The organism is Stenotrophomonas sp. STEN038, from assembly GCF_056759895.1.
Genome location: NZ_JBRRDW010000022.1, coordinates 36,687 through 53,430 on the forward strand (window position 1 = coordinate 36,687; position 16,744 = coordinate 53,430).

The 16,744-nt window shown below is 63.3% G+C and carries 18 protein-coding genes and 3 tRNA genes; 9 read left to right on the forward strand and 12 right to left on the reverse strand.

Annotated features, from left to right (window positions below):
* Positions 1 to 140: 140 nt before the first annotated feature.
* The 5 genes from ampE to ACVOLS_RS10895 all read right to left on the reverse strand — a co-directional run bounded on the left by ampE (position 141) and on the right by ACVOLS_RS10895 (position 3,661).
* Positions 141 to 1,025, reverse strand: a complete 885-nt coding sequence (gene ampE / locus ACVOLS_RS10875; protein ID WP_481545625.1) for a regulatory signaling modulator protein AmpE — start codon at positions 1,023 to 1,025, stop codon at positions 141 to 143.
* Between the two features lie 66 nt (positions 1,026 to 1,091).
* Positions 1,092 to 2,003, reverse strand: a complete 912-nt coding sequence (gene nudC, locus ACVOLS_RS10880) for an NAD(+) diphosphatase (RefSeq protein ID WP_481545626.1) — start codon at positions 2,001 to 2,003, stop codon at positions 1,092 to 1,094.
* A gap of 61 nt (positions 2,004 to 2,064) precedes the next feature.
* Positions 2,065 to 2,451: an iron-sulfur cluster insertion protein ErpA gene (gene erpA, locus ACVOLS_RS10885; protein ID WP_282270651.1), complete on the reverse strand. Its 387-nt coding sequence runs from the start codon at positions 2,449 to 2,451 to the stop codon at positions 2,065 to 2,067.
* Between the two features lie 32 nt (positions 2,452 to 2,483).
* Positions 2,484 to 2,918, reverse strand: a complete 435-nt coding sequence (locus tag ACVOLS_RS10890; RefSeq protein ID WP_481545627.1) for a bactofilin family protein — start codon at positions 2,916 to 2,918, stop codon at positions 2,484 to 2,486.
* 2 nt (positions 2,919 to 2,920) lie between these two features.
* Entirely contained in the window at positions 2,921 to 3,661 is a 741-nt protein-coding gene (locus tag ACVOLS_RS10895) for a DUF6776 family protein (RefSeq protein ID WP_282270655.1), read from the reverse strand.
* 168 nt (positions 3,662 to 3,829) lie between these two features.
* Between ACVOLS_RS10895 and ACVOLS_RS10900 the strand changes: the two genes are divergently transcribed.
* The 3 genes from ACVOLS_RS10900 to ACVOLS_RS10910 are packed head-to-tail and all read left to right on the forward strand — an operon-like array spanning position 3,830 to position 8,714.
* The gene (locus tag ACVOLS_RS10900; protein ID WP_481545628.1) at positions 3,830 to 4,471 is read left to right on the forward strand and encodes a DUF4126 domain-containing protein; all 642 of its coding nucleotides are present in this window, start codon (positions 3,830 to 3,832) and stop codon (positions 4,469 to 4,471) included.
* Between the two features lie 17 nt (positions 4,472 to 4,488).
* Positions 4,489 to 6,309, forward strand: coding sequence for an EAL domain-containing protein (locus ACVOLS_RS10905; protein WP_481545629.1), 1,821 nt, complete (start codon positions 4,489 to 4,491; stop codon positions 6,307 to 6,309).
* Positions 6,306 to 8,714 carry an ATP-binding protein gene (locus ACVOLS_RS10910; RefSeq protein WP_481545630.1) on the forward strand — a complete coding sequence of 803 codons (2,409 nt, stop codon included), beginning with the start codon at positions 6,306 to 6,308 and terminating at the stop codon, positions 8,712 to 8,714. Before ACVOLS_RS10905 ends, ACVOLS_RS10910 begins: the two co-directional genes overlap by 4 nt.
* A gap of 16 nt (positions 8,715 to 8,730) precedes the next feature.
* On the opposite strand, the gene bfr is transcribed toward ACVOLS_RS10910, so the two are convergent.
* The 3 genes from bfr to ACVOLS_RS10925 form a co-directional block, all read right to left on the reverse strand.
* Positions 8,731 to 9,201 carry a bacterioferritin gene (bfr, locus tag ACVOLS_RS10915; RefSeq protein ID WP_481510232.1) on the reverse strand — a complete coding sequence of 157 codons (471 nt, stop codon included), beginning with the start codon at positions 9,199 to 9,201 and terminating at the stop codon, positions 8,731 to 8,733.
* Between the two features lie 113 nt (positions 9,202 to 9,314).
* Positions 9,315 to 9,515, reverse strand: a complete 201-nt coding sequence (locus ACVOLS_RS10920) for a (2Fe-2S)-binding protein (protein ID WP_296249808.1) — start codon at positions 9,513 to 9,515, stop codon at positions 9,315 to 9,317.
* 80 nt (positions 9,516 to 9,595) lie between these two features.
* Positions 9,596 to 10,207: an RNA pyrophosphohydrolase gene (locus ACVOLS_RS10925; RefSeq protein ID WP_481545631.1), complete on the reverse strand. Its 612-nt coding sequence runs from the start codon at positions 10,205 to 10,207 to the stop codon at positions 9,596 to 9,598.
* A gap of 118 nt (positions 10,208 to 10,325) precedes the next feature.
* Here ACVOLS_RS10925 and ACVOLS_RS10930 point away from each other — a divergent pair.
* The 3 genes from ACVOLS_RS10930 to ACVOLS_RS10940 all read left to right on the forward strand — a co-directional run bounded on the left by ACVOLS_RS10930 (position 10,326) and on the right by ACVOLS_RS10940 (position 10,681).
* Positions 10,326 to 10,402, forward strand: a tRNA-Met gene (locus ACVOLS_RS10930).
* Positions 10,403 to 10,428: 26 nt separating this feature from the next.
* A tRNA-Gln gene (locus ACVOLS_RS10935) sits at positions 10,429 to 10,503 on the forward strand.
* 103 nt (positions 10,504 to 10,606) lie between these two features.
* Positions 10,607 to 10,681: transfer RNA gene (locus ACVOLS_RS10940), tRNA-Gln, on the forward strand.
* A gap of 510 nt (positions 10,682 to 11,191) precedes the next feature.
* Here ACVOLS_RS10940 and rpsI read toward each other — a convergent pair.
* Both rpsI and rplM read right to left on the reverse strand, forming a co-directional pair.
* Positions 11,192 to 11,584, reverse strand: coding sequence for a 30S ribosomal protein S9 (gene rpsI / locus ACVOLS_RS10945; protein WP_057626426.1), 393 nt, complete (start codon positions 11,582 to 11,584; stop codon positions 11,192 to 11,194).
* A gap of 2 nt (positions 11,585 to 11,586) precedes the next feature.
* On the reverse strand, positions 11,587 to 12,015 hold the full coding sequence (gene rplM / locus ACVOLS_RS10950; RefSeq protein WP_282273385.1) for a 50S ribosomal protein L13: 429 nt from the start codon (positions 12,013 to 12,015) through the stop codon (positions 11,587 to 11,589).
* Positions 12,016 to 12,221: 206 nt separating this feature from the next.
* On the opposite strand from rplM, the gene coq7 reads away from it, so the two are divergent.
* The gene (coq7, locus tag ACVOLS_RS10955; RefSeq protein WP_481545632.1) at positions 12,222 to 12,866 is read left to right on the forward strand and encodes a 2-polyprenyl-3-methyl-6-methoxy-1,4-benzoquinone monooxygenase; all 645 of its coding nucleotides are present in this window, start codon (positions 12,222 to 12,224) and stop codon (positions 12,864 to 12,866) included.
* A 253-nt stretch (positions 12,867 to 13,119) separates the two neighbouring features.
* Here the strand turns inward: coq7 and ACVOLS_RS10960 are convergent, their stop codons facing one another.
* Both ACVOLS_RS10960 and speD read right to left on the reverse strand, forming a co-directional pair.
* The gene (locus ACVOLS_RS10960; protein WP_481545633.1) at positions 13,120 to 13,434 is read right to left on the reverse strand and encodes a DMT family transporter; all 315 of its coding nucleotides are present in this window, start codon (positions 13,432 to 13,434) and stop codon (positions 13,120 to 13,122) included.
* 143 nt (positions 13,435 to 13,577) lie between these two features.
* Entirely contained in the window at positions 13,578 to 14,372 is a 795-nt protein-coding gene (speD, locus tag ACVOLS_RS10965; RefSeq protein WP_282271635.1) for an adenosylmethionine decarboxylase, read from the reverse strand.
* 150 nt (positions 14,373 to 14,522) lie between these two features.
* On the opposite strand from speD, the gene crp reads away from it, so the two are divergent.
* Together crp and ACVOLS_RS10975 are read left to right on the forward strand one after the other, a co-directional pair.
* Complete coding sequence (crp, locus tag ACVOLS_RS10970; protein WP_282271632.1) at positions 14,523 to 15,212, forward strand: cAMP-activated global transcriptional regulator CRP; 690 nt, start codon at positions 14,523 to 14,525, stop codon at positions 15,210 to 15,212.
* 526 nt (positions 15,213 to 15,738) lie between these two features.
* Entirely contained in the window at positions 15,739 to 16,500 is a 762-nt protein-coding gene (locus ACVOLS_RS10975; RefSeq protein WP_481545634.1) for a sulfite exporter TauE/SafE family protein, read from the forward strand.
* Positions 16,501 to 16,744 lie beyond the last annotated feature (244 nt).

Consider the following 16,744-nt stretch of genomic DNA (forward strand, 5'->3'; position numbering starts at 1 on the left):
CGCGCAACGACAAAGCACGGTGGTGCAGCCCAATTGAGTACAGCGCACCCGGAGCACTTGGCGGACAGCCGGAGATACCTCCGACCAACCGATGGTGTGCTGCGCTTGCCCAGGCCAGGGGTGTTCCCCAATCGCCTGCTTCAGCCTACCCAGCCGGCAATCACCAGCAACGCCAGCAACGTCATCCACAGCAGCAACATGCGCCAGACCAGACTCATCGCATCGCGCAGTTCAGGGTAACGTTCGTCTGCAGGCACCTGCCCGGCCAGTCGCGCTTCTTCAGCCTCCTCGACCAGCTCGGCGCCAACACTGGCGCGTGCCGCCTCGGCCAGAAAACCAAGCTGCAGCGCCCAGCGGTTGCCAGCGGCGCGACGCCAAGCCGAAAACACCGTGTCGAAATTGCCCACCAAGGCCATCGACAGCGTCATCAGCTGCGCCACCGGCCATTCCAGCACCGCCAGCAACAAATCACCGGAACGCCGCTCTTCAGTGGACAGCAGCTGTGACTGCAGGCCTTGCGAGGACTGCGCCAACAACCGGTACAACACCGCACCCAACGGCCCCAGCAACAGGAACCAGAACAGCGGTGCAAACCAGCGCCGCAGTGCATTGATCGCGGTCGCCTCGACCAGACCCGGCGCGTCCTCGCGCATGCTGCCGCCCGCAGCCTGCAGCCGGGATGCCGCCAGCGCTGCCGCGGCCTCGTCCTCGGCATCGATCACCGCCTCGACATCGCGATCCAGATCGCGCGGGCCCCAGCACAGCGCCAACACCGCAATACCAAACAACAGCCCCGGCAGACCGAACAGGCGCTCGGCCAGAGCCCATTGCAGCAAACCAACCAACACCACGCAGGGCGCGATCAACAGCAACACACTGTAGCGCGCGGCAGATTCACCCAGCTGGGCACGCAGCCAGCCCAGGCAACGCCCGTACCAGCGCCAATCCCGCAACGTCGCCAGCAGCGACGGGGCCAGATGGCCAAGCACCAGCGCTGCGATTACCGCTACCAAGGTTGTGAACATGCGATCCCTCCGGCCCCTGATTGTAGGCCCTGCCAGCATTGCAACGGCTGGCAAGCTGCGCGGCCATCAGCCCCCACGGCACTGACTCTGGTACCACTGCTCGATCAGGGTGCGCGCGATCGACAGCCGCGGCGGCAGCAGGATGCCCTGCCCGTCGTCATTTTTCTCACGCTGCAGCGCCGCGCCGACCTCCTCGACACTGAACCAGCGCGCGTCTTCCAGCTCGCCATCCACGGTCGGCACGTCATCGTGCGCGCTGGCACGGAACCCCACCATCAAGGCGCCCGGGAACGGCCACGGCTGGGTGCCCTGGTACTGCGCGTGGATCACCCGCACCCGCGCTTCCTCGAATACTTCACGCGCCACGGTCTGTTCGAAGGTTTCACCGGGCTCGACAAACCCGGCCAGCACCGAATAGCGGCGCGCGACCCAGCTGCTCTGCCGGCCCAGCAACAAGCGGCCATTGTTTTCGACCGCGACGATCACCGCCGGGTCCACGCGTGGGTAGTGCTCGGTACGGCATTGGTCGCAATGGCCAATGAAACCGAAGCGACCAAATCGCACCGGCGAGCCACAAACGCCACAGAATCGATTGCGCGAATGCCAGTACGACATCCCGCGTGCATAACAGAACACGTCGGCCACCTCGGCCGGCCAGGTCACTGCGGCCTGGCGCAGGTCCATGCGCTGCGGTGCCTTGACCGCCAGCGTCGCCGCCTCGGCGACAAACCAGGCGCGGCCTTCACGCAAGCCAAGGAAGATCGCCGTGCCCGGACCACCGCCCAGATCGGTGCCGCTGAACAAGGCCGGCTGCCGGTCATCGTCGGCAAACGCAGTGCCATCAACGTCCAGCACCAATACCTGCGCGGTCGGCCATAAAGCGGCCAATGCATCGGCATCAGCACGCAGCGCATCGGCACGGTCCAAGGGCGCGCCGACAAAGGCGTGCCCGACAAAACGGGATTCAGAATTCAGCATCCGTCAGAGCCTGACGACAAAGCACAGCAAGCGCAACCAGCCGCAGTACGGCCAGAACGGCTTAGACCGAGAAGCTGCTACCGCAGCCGCAGGTGGTGCGGGCGTTGGGGTTGCGGATCACGAACTGGGCACCGGTCAGGCTTTCGCTGTAATCCACCTCGGCACCCATCAGGTACTGCAGGCTCAGCGGATCGACCAGCAGGGTCACGCCTTCGGTGACCACCGCCAGATCGTCCTCGGCACGGTTTTCATCGAACTCGAAACCGTACTGGAAGCCGGAACAGCCGCCGCCCTGGATATAGACACGCAAGGCGAGCGCTGCGTTGCCCTCGTCCTGGATCAGCTCACGCACCTTGGAGGCAGCCGCCGGCGTGAAGTTCAGCGGACGGTCCAAGGACTGGTAATCAGGCGCCGGCTGCACGCCGGGCAGGGAAACTAAGGTGCTCATGGCGCTCAGGATGGGGGCGGCAAGCCCCTGTTTCAAGCTGCAGTGGCTTCAGCTTTCTTGGACTTCTCGGTGGCTTTGGCTTCCGGCGCCGGCAGCGCAGCCATCGCCGCGGTGTGCAGCAGGCGGCCGTTGAGCTGGGCACCGGCGCTCATTTCCACCACCGTGTAATGCACGTTGCCGGTGACGCGGGCGCTGGGGGTCAATTCGATGCGCTCACTGGCGTGCACATCGCCTTCCATGCTGCCGCTGAGCACCACCACGGCGGCGCGCACTTCACCCTCGATGCGGCCGTGCTCGGCCAGGGTCAGCATGGCCTTGGCGCCTTCTTCGGCAATCACCTTGCCGATGATGCGCCCCTCAACGTACAGGCTGCCGCTGAATACCACATCGCCGCGGATTTCCACCTGGGAGCCGATCAGGGCGTCTACGGCCAGATCGGTGTCGTGCTTGGACTTGCTTTTGAACATGTTTATTCCCCTCTGCCGTTGCCGGCGAGTTTCCAATCGAATGTCTGGTTGGAGCCCCCCCCGGATCCGGACAGGGAGACTCGCACACGTTGCGGTGTGAAATCCCGGGGCAGCATCACGCTACCGTCCAGTTGCTGGAAATAGCGGAAGGAATAATCCTGCCCCGGCGTGCCTTTGCGCTGGTGTAGGTCATCCCAGCTGACGGTTGTCAGCTTTCCGTCCTTCACACCCTCAACCGAGAACCGCATCTGGCCCTGGCTGATCGCACCACGATTGAGATTCTGGGTCAGCACCACGCTGTAATGCCAGGTACCGGCCGCTTCCGGGGTGAACTCCACCGAATGGGTGTTCAGCCCCTTGCGCTGGCTGGTGGAACCGACCAGGCGTTCATAGAAGGCAACGTCGGCACGCAGGCCGGCAATCTCTTCGTCGCGCTCACCCAAGGATGTCTGCACTTCGCTGTTGGCAGCGCGGCTGATCTTGTCGGAGGCCTCCAGCGTAGCCTGGCGCTGGCGCAGTTCGTCCAGCTGGCTGCGTTGCTGGCCGACCAAGGCCTCGCTCTGGCGCAGCTTTTCGCGCATGCCGCCGGCATCAGGCGAGGCGTAGCGTGCCGCCAACCAGCCAACCAGCAGCAGCGACAGCAGCCATGCCGCCGCCAGGACAGCGATCGGCACCCAGCCTGGACGCGGGGCCGCGCCACCACGGGGGGTGATCTGGAAACGTGAGGAAGGTCGGTTGGTCATGGCAGGCTCCAGTGCTCCCGGAAGGGCGACACCCGTGCTCGGTCTGAAACGACGGACCAGTGTAAACGACACTTATGTACATGCGCTTATGCGCTGGCGGCTGGCAATCACCGCAGGCATGCTCGATAGTTGCGATCCTGCTCACAGTATCCGGCTGAATCACTTCCCATGACAGAAGCCCACGTATTCGTCATCGGCATCCTGCTGGCCTGGCTGGCAGGCATCCGCGTCTACCTCACCGTCTTCGGCGTCGGCATGGCCGGGCTGATGGGCTGGGTGGACCTGCCGCCGGCATTGCAGGCCACCGAATCCTGGTGGGTGCTGGGCACCTCCGGCGCCTTGGCCGTGGCCGAGTTCTTTGCCGACAAGATCCCCGGCGTGGATTCGATCTGGGATCTGCTGCAGACCCTGGCGCGGGTCCCGGCCGGCGCGTTCCTTGCCGCTGCCACCCTGTCACCCAATGGCGAACTGAGTACCGGCGTATTGGCTGCCGGTGCCGGCATCGCGCTGACCAGCCACGGCCTGAAAGCCGGCACCCGCGCCCTGCTCAACACCTCTCCGGAACCTGCCAGCAACTGGGTGGCTTCGTTTGCCGAGGACAGTGTAGTGATCGGTGCCTTGGCGCTGGCACTGGCACACCCGTGGCTGGCGCTGATCTTCGTGCTCAGCGCCAGCATCATCGGTGCGCTGACGGTATGGCTGGTCTGGCGCATGCTATGGCGTGGACTCAAGCGCGTCTTCGCCAGCACCGATGCGCCAGCTTCAGCACCATCCAAACCAGGTAACCACTCGCTGCCACCCGCCCCGTGACCGCATAATCCCCATCGATGGCCAGCAACGACACTCTTACCGCCGCTAACCGCCCGCTACGCGCGGAAACCCCACCCGCCGATTACTGGCAGCGCTGGAGCGTGCGCAATGCGCCGCCCACCGAAGCCGTGCAGGCACAGCTCAAACCCGGCGCCGACGCAGCTGCGGCTGCCATGGCCAGCGACGTCGGCGATGACACGCCGTACCGCGTATTGATCGTCGAGGACAACCGCTCGCAGGCATTGTTCGCACAAAGCGTGCTGCATGGCGCCGGCATGCAGGCCTTCGTGCAGATGGATGTGGAAGGTGTGCAGCAGGCCATCAGTGAACACCGCCCGGACCTGATCCTGATGGACCTGCACATGCCAGGGCTCGATGGCATGCGCCTGACCGCGATGATCCGCCAGCAGCCAAACCAACAACTTCTGCCCATCGTGTTCCTGACCGGCGAAGCAGATCCCGACCGCCAGTTCGAAGTCCTCGACTGCGGCGCCGACGATGTGCTGGTCAAACCGATCCGGCCGCGCCACCTGGTCGCCGCCGTCGCCAACCGCATCCGCCGCAACCGCATGCAGGCGCCAGGCAAGGCCGACGCCGGCCCGCTGATGAACAACCCCGAGACCGGCCTGCCGACCCGCCACAACGTGATGCAGCAGCTGCAGGCCGCCATCACCGAACAGCAACCGGCCGGTCTGATGTTCATCGAGATTGCCAGCGCGCTGGGCCTGCGCGAGCGCTATGGCTATGCCAGTTATGAGCGTTTGATGGTGCAGGCCGGGCAACGTCTGGCCGAGAACCTGCGCCCGCACCTGCTGGCCAGGCTCAACGACAACAGCTTCCTGCTGCTTACCCGCGACATCGAAGAAACCGCGGTGCCGGCATTGGCGCAGCAGGTTCGTGACGGCCTATCCGCGCAGCCCTTTGCACCACGCGAGGACGAATCGGTGTTCCTGCGCTGCGTGGTCGGCCACGCCAACCTGTCGCAGGGCCTGAACGACGCCGACGCCGCGCTGGAAGCGGTGGAGCGTACCGCCCTGCAGGCGCGCCTGAGCAACACCGGTGTTGCTGCCTACGAAAGCAACGACGTCGCCATCAACAACGAACACCTGGCCCTGCTCGATGGCCAGATCGAACTGGCCTACCAGCCCATTGTCGCGGTCGCTGGCGGAGACACCGCGCAGTACCAATTGCTGCTGCGCCTGCGCCAGAGCAATGGCACCCTGCTGTCTGCCGGCCAGGTGATTCCCGCCGCCGAAGCGGCCGGGCGCATCGCCGACCTGGACCAACAGGTCGTCGAACATGCGCTGGGCCTGCTGCACCTGTACCAGTTCGCGCAGCCACCGATGCGCCTGTTCGTCTCGCAGTCGCTGCGTTCGCTGTCGCGCAGCGCTTATGCCGAATGGCTGCTGGGCGCATTGCAGGAACGCCAGGTAGCTGGCAACGGGCTGGTCATCGATGTGCGCCTGTCTGATGCACTCGTGCATGCGGTAAGCCTGCAGCAGTTCTGCGCACAATTGATGCCGGCCGGCGTGCAGTTCTGCCTGAGCCAGTTCGAACCTGGTGCCGAGGCCAATGCCCTGCTGACCCAGCTGCCGCTGAGTTATGTACGCATGGCCGCCCGCTACGCCGAAAGCCACACCAACCAGACGCTGCGTGACGAACTGCGCGGCACGATCGACCTTGCCCACCGCGCCAACCTGCAGATCATCGGCCAGCAGATCGAAGATCCACAGGCCGCTGCCGCGATGTGGATGGGCGGTATCGACTTCATCCAGGGCAATGTGGTGCAACGCGCTGGCAGCGAGCTCAACTTCGACTTCCAGAACGCGGTGCTGTGAACGCGACTGCATCGGGTGCTGCGCGCGGTTGGGCACTGCTGGCAGCAGGCTGCGCCGCTGCTGCGGGCGCGGCCAGCTTCATTCCCGCCCTCCCTGCCGTCGCCACCACTGCAAGTGCTGGCGTTGCGGTGGTCACCGCGCTGCTGGCAGCCGTTGCGGCCAGCAGGCAACGGCGGCAGGCACATGCACTGCAACTGCAGCTCGAAGAGCGGGTATTGGAAAACACCCGCCTGCAGGTTGCCGCACAGGACCACAACGCGCTGCAGGAAGCACTGCTGCAAGCCAAGCAGGCCGCCGAAGCCGCCACTCTGGCCAAGGGCGAATTCCTGGCCACGATGAGCCATGAGATCCGCACGCCCTTGAACGGCATCCTGCCGATGCTGGAGCTGGTGGCACAGGGTCCGCTGAGCCTGGACCAGCGCAACATGCTCGATACCGCCACCGACAGCTCACGGCAGCTGTTCCGCATCGTCGACGACATCCTCGATTACTCCAAGCTGGAAGCGAACCGGCTGGAGCTGGAAATCACCACCTTCAACCTGCGCGAAACCCTGGACGGCATGCTGCGACTGATGCAGCGTGCGGCCGAGCACAAAGGCCTGCGCCTGTCGCTGCACATCGACCCTGCCGTGCGCCTGTCGGTACGCGGCGACCCGGTGCGCCTGCGGCAGGTACTGGGCAACCTGCTGGTCAACGCGATCAAGTTCACCGAACTTGGCGAAATCAGCATCCATGTAAAGCGCCTGGGCGAAACCGCTGCCCAGCACCGCCTGCGTTTTGAAGTGCGTGACACCGGCATCGGCCTGGATACAAGCCAACAACAACGGCTGTTCAACGCCTTCACCCAGGCCGATGCATCCACCACCCGCCTGTACGGCGGCACCGGGCTGGGGCTGGCCATCTGCAAGCGCATCGTCGACCTGATGCAAGGCAGCATCGGCGTGCATTCCGAGCCCCTGCGCGGCTCCACGTTCTGGTTCGAAATCCCGCTGTTGAAAGTCATCGGCGACCTGCACCAACCCGATCACCTGCGCAAAGTGCGCCAGGTGCTGCTGGTCACCCCTGAGCAGCGTCTGCGCCAGCGGCTGCAGTTGATACTGCCAAACTGGGGCTACCAACCGGTTGTCGCCAACAACCTGCAGGAAGCATTGGAACGCCTGCGCATGCCCGCCGTGTCCGGCATCTTCCATGCCGTGATCGGCGACCTGGAGCCCCTGCGCAACAGTACCCCGGCCCTGCAGCGGGCGATAGAACGCATGGACGACAACCGTCCACGCCTGCTGTGGCTGTATGGCGATGCCCCGATCGCCGAAGGACTGCGCGACGGTGCCACGCTGCTGCCGCGCCAACTGCCCGATACCCAGCTGCGCAACGCCCTGGCCGAACCGCTGCAGCTTGCTGCCAGCCCAACTCCCTCACTCCTGCCGAGCAATGCCTTTACGGCTGCGACAACGCCTGTTTCGACAACGGCAACGATTGCACCTGCAGGTTTCCCGGCAAGCGCGCAAAGCAAGCCGGTGACAGCATCAGCCGCGGTCACCAGCAACGCCAACGCAGGCGCTGACCTGGCCGGCATGCTACTGCTTTTGGTCGAAGACAATTCGGTCAACCTGATGGTCGCGCAGAAGCTGCTGAAGGTCCTCGGCGCCAGCACCGAAGCCGCCGAAAACGGTGCCATCGCCCTCGAAAAGATGCACGCCAAGCGCTACGACGCAGTGTTGATGGACTGCCAGATGCCGGTACTGGACGGCTTTGCCGCCACCGGACGTTGGCGCGAGCACGAGGCCAGCAGCGGCGCCAGCAACCGCCTGCCTATCATCGCCATGACCGCCAACGCCATGGCTGGCGACCGCCAGCGCTGCCTGGACGCCGGCATGGACGAGTACCTGTCCAAACCCATTTCCCGCACACAACTCCTGAACTGCCTGCTGGCCTTCAAGCCCGCATCCAGCGCAACTGCCGAACCGGTTACCAGCATGCCCAGCACCGACCTTTCCGCCAATGCATTGGCCGCCGCCTCCACCGCGCACACCGATGGCATCACCGCCTCGATACTGGAGCGCAGCGTGCTGGATGAACTGTTTGAGATCGCCGGTGACGAGATCAACGCCATCATTGACGTGTTCCTGGACGAGACCCCGCAACTGGTGCGGCATCTGCAGGAAGCAGCGGTGATGCCCGATCTGAAGCGGCTGGGCGAGCTGGCGCACAGCCTGAAGTCTTCAAGTGCCAATGTCGGCGTACTGGCCCTGTCCGAAGCCGCGCGCCGGCTTGAGCACGGCGCGCGCAGTGGCACGCTGGAGCGGCCCACCGTGATGGTGGCGCTGATCGTGGCCGAGTTCTCGCGCGCGCGCATGGCGCTGGCCGGTTATCAGGCCGATCAGCGCGCGCAAGCGCAGGAGTGATCCCGCTGCGGCGGGATCAGTCTTCCAGTTTGGTAAGCAGGTAGTTCGGCTCACCAATGCGCTCGATCAGATCAAGCTGGGTTTCCAGCCAATCGATGTGCTCTTCCTCGGAGTCGAGGATCTTCACGAACAGCTCGCGGCTGACGTAATCGCTGATCGATTCGGCATAGGCGACTGCATCGCGCAGCACCAGCGCCGCCTCGTTCTCCAGCGCCAGATCGCACTTGAGGATTTCGGTGGGGTTCTCGCCGATGCGCAGCTTGCCCAGTGCCTGGAAGTTGGGCAGGCCTTCGAGGAACAGAATGCGATCGGAGAGCACGTCGGCGTGCTTCATCTCGTCGATCGATTCCTTGTATTCGTGTTCGGCCAATTCGTTCAGGCCCCAGTTCTTCAGCATCTTGGCGTGCAGGAAGTACTGGTTGATGGCGGTCAACTCGTTGTAGAGGACCTTGTTGAGAAATTCGATGACCTTGGCGTCGCCTTTCATGGCGCTGACTCCGACTAGAGGAACGAGCGCACTTTACCGGTTGCCGGCGGACAATGAAGGAACGCGAATCGTGATCATTAGCCACCGCCGTTGGCGGTGGCAGCAGGGCCTGCTCAGGCTGCCCGTAGCAACGGCAGCGGCAGCTCGCGGGTAGCGCGCGCCTGCTCCAGCAGGCCGGCGGCCATATCCAGGCAGGAACCGCAGTTGGAGCCGCAACCGGTGCGCATTGTCAGCTCAGACACCGTATCGCAGCCAGCAAGCGCGGCTTCACGGATCTGGTGATCGGTAACTCCATTGCAGATGCAAACGTACACGGCTTGACGCCCCTGAACCCGGCACGTAGCGGCCGTGCCAGCATTCAATCGCAAATGCGAATGGTTGTCAATTCCGGGCGTTAATCATTATTAATCTTCTTGCCGCGCCACGTCCCGGGACGCCGCGGACGCTTGCGCGGCCGTTCATGACCAGCACTGCTACCCGGCATCCAGGCTTCCTGTGCGGACGCAGGCATCGCCTGCACACCTTGGCCGGCGATCCCCCGCGCCAAGGGCGCCAGGTGGCGCAACGCGCGCGCGTAAACGCCACGTTTGAAGATGACCACGTGCTCCACCGGATACCAGAAGTCGACCCAACGCCAGTGATCGAACTCCGGTGTGTCGGTTTCATCCAGCCGCACATGCGCCTCGTCGCCGGTCAGGCGCAGCAGGAACCAGACCTGCTTCTGACCGATGCAGACCTGCTTCTCGGTGTGGCGAATGGCCCGCGGAGGCAGCCGGTAACGAAGCCAACCGGGGGTCGCCCCCAGGACTTCAACGTGTTCAGGCAGCAGGCCGGTTTCTTCCTGCAATTCGCGATACATGGCCTCGACCGGGGTTTCATCGGTATTCATGCCGCCCTGCGGGAACTGCCAGCCATCCCGGCGCACGCGTCGTGCCCAGAAAACCTGCCCGTCTTCCCGCATCAGCACTATGCCGACGTTCGGTCGATAGCCGTCCGGATCGATCACGATGCGGACTCCTAAAATTTCTACTGTCGGGGACTCTGACATGGCTGCTGTCATGCCACAAGCACAGAAAAACCTGTTGACAAAACGGCACGACACCACCAGAATTACCGGCTCCCAAGGCTATGTAGCTCAGCCGGTTAGAGCACAGCACTCATAATGCTGGGGTCGGTGGTTCGAGTCCACCTATAGCCACCATGGGAAGCAGGTTGAACCTGCACTACAGCCCCGTCGCCAAGCGGTAAGGCATCTGACTCTGACTCAGACATTCGGAGGTTCGAATCCTTCCGGGGCTGCCAAACATGAAAAGGCCTGATCGCAAGATCAGGCCTTTTTTCTATTCCAGATCATCACACCCAGACCAACCAGCAGGCCGGGTGTGCGATAATCGTCACGCACCATAGCCCCGTCGCCAAGCGGTAAGGCATCTGACTCTGACTCAGACACTCGGAGGTTCGAATCCTTCCGGGGCTGCCATTCATGAAAAGGCCAGATCGAAAGATCTGGTCTTTTTTTGTGGCTGAAGTTCCTGGATTGAGGATTGGAGGATTGGCAGGAGCAAAAGCTCAAGAGCCAAAGCACCCCTCCCCAACCCTCCCCTGCGCTGCGCGCAAGGGAGGGAGCGAGTGCGGCACTTCCCCCGCGCTGGATATGCATCGGAAGCGCCCCCCTCCCTTGCGCATAGCGCAGGGGAGGGCTGGGGAGGGGTGCTCCGGCTCCGGCTCCGGCTCCGGCTCCGGCTCCGGCTCCGGCTCCGGCTCCGGCTCCGGCTCTGGCCCTGGCCTTGCCTTTGGCTTTGCCTTTGGCTTTGCCTTTGCCTTTGGCTTTGCCTTTGCCTTTGGCTTTGGCTTTGGCTTTGGCTTTGGCTTTGGCCCAGGCCTTGGCGAATCCCCAACCCCATTCCCAGCCCTAAAAACGACAAAAGCCCGGCCGAAGCCGGGCTTTTGCCTTCCCAGTGGGATTCCGGAGAATCCCACCCCGAAGCGATTAACGCTTGGAGAACTGGGTGGCGCGACGTGCCTTGTGCAGGCCGACCTTCTTACGCTCGACTTCACGGGCGTCACGTGTCATGAAGCCAGCCTTGCGCAGCTCGGACTTCAGGGTTTCGTCGTACTCGACCAGTGCACGGGCGATGCCCAGACGGATCGCACCGGCCTGCCCGGTGGTGCCGCCGCCGGCAGCAGTGACAAGAATGTCAAAGCTTTCGGTGTTCTGGGTCAGCTCAAGCGGCTGGCGCACGATCATGCGTGCAGTCTCACGACCAAAGAACTCGTCCAGCGGACGGCCATTGACGGTGATGTTGCCAGTGCCCTTGCGCAGGAACACGCGAGCGGTGGAGGACTTGCGGCGGCCAGTGCCGTAGTTTTGAGTGATAGCCATGATTAGATATCCAGAACCTGCGGCTGCTGTGCTGCGTGCGGATGCTCAGTGCCTGCATAGACCTTGAGCTTGCGGTACATCTGACGACCCAGCGGGCCCTTCGGCAGCATGCCCTTGACGGCGGTCTCGATGACGCGCTCCGGGTGACGCTCCAGCGCCTGCTCCAGGGTTTCGGTCTTCAGGTTACCGATGTAGCCGGTGAAGCGATGGTACTTCTTGTCCTTCAGCTTCTTGCCGGTAACAGCAATCTTGTCGGCATTGATGACGACCAGGTAATCACCGGTGTCAACATGCGGGGTGTAAACCGGCTTGTGCTTGCCACGCAGGCGGCGAGCCAGCTCGGTGGAAAGACGACCCAGCGTCTTGCCGGCGGCGTCAACGAGGTACCAGTCGCGCTGGACGGTCTCGTTCTTTGCAGTGAAAGTGCTCATAAAGAACTCAGGTAGGTCGGGCTGATTTCGGCGAGATGAACCACCGGAACTTTGCCACGCGTTGTGAAGGTGAAACAGAAGAGGCGGGATTGTACTGGCCGTACGCCCCCGGCGCAACCCGACGCCTGAACGGGCACCCTGCCCCGGCCTTGGCAGCTTCACAGCCAGCGGCGAGAATCGGGCATACCCCACTGCACTGCCCCGCCATGATCACCGCCCGCGTACATACGCCGCTGGACCACCTGCTGACCGAAGCCCAACGCGCCCTGGACACGGTGTTCGGCAACCCGCCGGCTGCCCGCCCCAACCCGGCCGGCGACACCCCGGAGGTGGTCCTGGAACCGGCCGAAGTCCGTCACGCGGCCGGGCTGATGCGCATCAACCACGTCGGCGAGGTCTGCGCGCAGGGGCTGTATTTCGGTCAGGCAGCCGTCGCCCGCGACCCGGCCACGCGCGCACATCTACTGGAAGCCGCACAGGAAGAGACCGATCACCTGAGCTGGTGCGGGGACCGTCTGCGCGAACTGGACAGCCGCCCCAGCCTGTTCAACCCGCTCTGGTATGCCGGCAGCTACACCATCGGCACCCTGGCCGGCCTGCGCGGTGACGGCTGGAACCTGGGCTTTGTGGTGGAAACCGAGCGCCAGGTGGAAGCGCATCTGGACGAGCACCTGCAGACCCTGCCGCCAGCCGACCAGCGCAGCCGCGAGATCCTCAAGGTCATGAAGCTCGATGAAGCGCGCCACGCCGAGCACGCCGAACATGCCGGCGCACGCAAGCTGCCGTTCCCGATCCCATCGGTAATGGCCCTGGCCTCCAAGGCGATGAAGGCCGTGGCCTACAGAATTTAATGCCCCACCTGTAGAGCCGAGCCATGCTCGGCAGGGAAACGCTTCACCTGTAGTGCCGAGCCATGCTCGGCTGAAGAGCGCTTCACCTGTAGTGCCGAGCCATGCTCGGCTGAAGAGCGCTTCACCTGTAGTGCCGAGCCATGCTCGGCTGGGGCTCTACCGGGAAAGCACTGCCGAGCATGGCTCGGCACTACATGGCTGGGCTTTTGCATGAAGCCCCTGCCGAGCATGGCTCGGCACTACCTTGGCTATCTCAGCTGACCAGCTTCAGGCCAATCACACCGGTGACGATCAGGCCGATGCACAGCAGGCGTGGCCAGGTGGCGCTGTCGCCGAACAGGATCACCCCGGCAATCGCCACGCCAACCGCGCCGATACCGGTCCAGATCGCATAACCGGTACCTACCGGAATGGTGCGCAGGGCCTGGGTCAGCAGCCACAGGCTGATGCCGGCAAACACCACGGTGAACAGGCTCGGCCAGAGCCGGGTAAAGCCTTCGCTGGACTTCAGGCCCAGCGCAAATCCAATCTCGAACAGGCCCGCAAGCAGCAGGTAGATCCAGGGCATCGCAATTTCCTCTACAAAAAAGACAGCGGCCCGGTGATTTCGCACCGAGCCGCCGTCGACAAACGTCTGCATCACTGCAGGGCGGGCCGTCCCGCCTGTTTTCTTTGCGCAGAACCGGCATGCCGGCGCTGCGCAGGTAGTGCTTATTCGGCCAGGTTGCGACCGTGGAACAGCTCTTCGATCTCGCGGCGCAGCAGCGCCTCGATCTTCATGCGTTCCTTGAACGACAGGTTCTTGGCCTTCTCTTCGAACAGGTACTGGTCCAGGTCGAAGTCCTTCAGGTGCATCTTGGTGTGGAAGATGTTTTCCTGATAGACGTTGACGTCGAACATCTCGTAACGCGACTTGATGTTCTTGGCCAGGAAGTTCTGGATCGAATTGATCTTGTGGTCGATGTAGTGCTTCTTGCCCTTGATGTCACGGGTGAAGCCACGCACGCGGTAGTCCATGATCACGATGTCTGATTCCAGACTCTCGATCAGGTAGTTCAGCGCCTTCAACGGCGAGATCACACCGCAGGTTGCCACGTCGATATCGGCACGGAAGGTAGCGATACCTTCCTGCGGGTGCGTTTCCGGATAGGTATGCACGGTGATGTGCGACTTATCCATATGCGCAACCACGGCGTCGGAGATCAACTCCTTGCCGGCCTGCTTCTTGTCGATCACCGGCTCCTCGGAAATGAGAATTGTGACCGAGGCACCCTGGGGGTCGTAATCCTGACGCGCAATGTTCAAGATGTTCGCACCGATGATCTCAGCGACATCGGTGAGGATCTGCGTGAGTCGATCGGCGTTGTATTCCTCGTCGATGTACTCGATATAACGCTGGCGCTCCTCTTCGGTACGCGCATAGCAGACGTCATAAATGTTGAAGCTCAAGGCCTTGGTGAGGTTGTTGAATCCTTGCAACCTCAGGCGAGGCAACGGCTTGACCACGGCGGTCGATCCTGTAGATGGTGGGAAAGGCGGAAGTATGGGGCAAAGTGGCCCGCTGTGATACTTGCACCGTTATGCCCGTTTGCCCCTTATGCTCAGCGTCGTTAAGCTTGCCCATTAAGCAAGTTCATCCAAACTGTGAACGCCATCATGAGCCCAGGTAACGCCACCACCGCGTCAAACGTGCGTCTTGCCTCCAGCCCGCTGGCGCTGGACATTGCGACCATCGACCGCTTTCTGGCCCATAGCCACCGCCGCCGCTACCCGGCGCGGACCGATGTGTTCCGCCCGGGTGACCCTGCCGGGACCATGTATTACGTGATCAGCGGCTCGGTCAGTATCATTGCCGAGGAAGACGATGACCGGGAACTGGTGCTGGGCTACTTCGGTGCCGGCGAGTTTGTCGGCGAAATGGGCCTGTTCATCGAGTCGGACAAGCGCGAGGTCATCCTGCGCACCCGCACCCCCTGCGAGCTGGCCGAGATCAGCTACGAGCGCTTGCACCAGCTGTTCCTGGGTCCACTGTCGGTGGACGCGCCCAAGCTGCTGTACGCCATTGGCTCGCAGATCTCCCGGCGCCTGCTGCATACCAGCCGCAAGGCAAGCCGCCTTGCGTTCCTGGACGTGACCGACCGCATCATCCGTACCCTGCACGACCTGTCCAAGGAGCCGGAATCGATGAGCCACCCCCAAGGCACCCAGCTGCGCGTTTCCCGCCAGGAAATCGCCCGGCTGGTAGGCTGCTCACGGGAAATGGCCGGCCGCGTGCTGAAGAAGCTGCAGGCCGATGGCCTGCTGCATGCCCGCGGCAAGACCGTGGTGCTTTACGGGACGCGGTAGCACCCGCTCGGCGGGTGTTACCCCATGGTTTGCTTTGCAAACCATGGGCCCCGGCTTCCTGCCCTCCAATTCCCCGCGCCTGTCGGCGCGCCCCCCCCCTTTACCAAAGGGGGCTGTCTGGTCTGATTTATCTCAGGAAAGCCCTTGGCCTGCGCTCTGGCAGCCCGGGAAGGCGGACATGCACCCGGGGTTCTTGATGCGTTGATGGCCACATCCTCAGCCCCCGCCAATTGATGCGATCTTCGCCGACTTCCTGCGGGCGTTACGTCGGCCGGGCGACAGCGTTGAAGTGTGATGTCTGTCAGCGCCTGAAATCTCATTCCGTCTTGCGAACTGATATTTCCCGCAATGGCTCGATGCCGCGCACAAGCTGTCATTCCGGCCACCTCAGCGCTTGGAAATTTCGCAGACATAGCCGCGTGATGATGACAATTCGGCGCTGATATCGGTCAGAAATCGACCCGGGCCAATACTTACCGATGCAGCTTTCCTTGACCTGCCCTGCTGTGGCCCGCAGGCTTGCGGCATGGAATTTGGCAACGAATTTTACTGGTTCATCCTGATCGGCCTGGGCGCGCAGCTGGTGGACGGTGCGTTGGGCATGGCATTCGGGCTGATTTCGTCCTCGGTGCTGCTGAGCATGGGGCTGCCACCCGCTGCGGTCAGCGCCAGCATCCACACCGCCGAGGTGTTCACCACCGGTGCCTCCGGGGTCTCGCATCTGGTGGCCGGCAATGTCGACAAGCGCCTGTTCTTTCGGCTGGCGATACCCGGCGCCATCGGCGGGGCCATCGGCGCCTACGTGCTGACCCAGCTGCCTGGCGATCTCGTTCGCCCTTTCATCTACCTTTACCTGCTGGTCTTGGCGATCTTCATCCTGGCCCGCGCTGCCGGTAGGTTCGTGGCCAAGCAGGAAGTGAAGCGGGTGCCGGTTCTGGGCTTCTTCGCCGGCCTGCTGGACGCCACCGGCGGTGGTGGCTGGGGACCGGTCGCCACGTCCACCCTGCTGGCCCGTGGTGGCCAGGCGCGCACCACGATTGGCTCGGTCAACGCGGCGGAGTTCGTGGTCACCTTGTCGATCTCGGCGACCTTCCTGCTGTCGATGGGCCTGCAGCACCTGTCCATCGTCGCCGGTCTGCTGGTCGGCGGAATGATGGCCGCGCCGGTGGCGGCACTGCTGGTGAAGCGGGTCAAGGAGCGCTGGGTGTTGATCGCCGTCGGCGTGCTGGTGCTGTCGATCAGCCTGTTCCAGATTGGAATGGCGGTGGTGAAGCTGCGTGGGGCATGAGGCGCTTGAGGCGGTCTTGCTCTTAATAGCCCCTCTCCCGTTCACGGGAGAGGGGTTGGGGTGAGGGCAGCTTTTGCCTTAAAGCCTTAAAAGCTCCCCTCATCCGCCCTTCGGGCACCTTCTCCCGTAAACGGGAGAAGCGATGTCGGCTTCGGCAGGCCTTGCTGGTGCGTCAAAAACCCCCTCATCCGCCCTTACGGGTAACTTCTGCCGCAAGCGGGAGAAGGGATGTCGGCAACGGCTG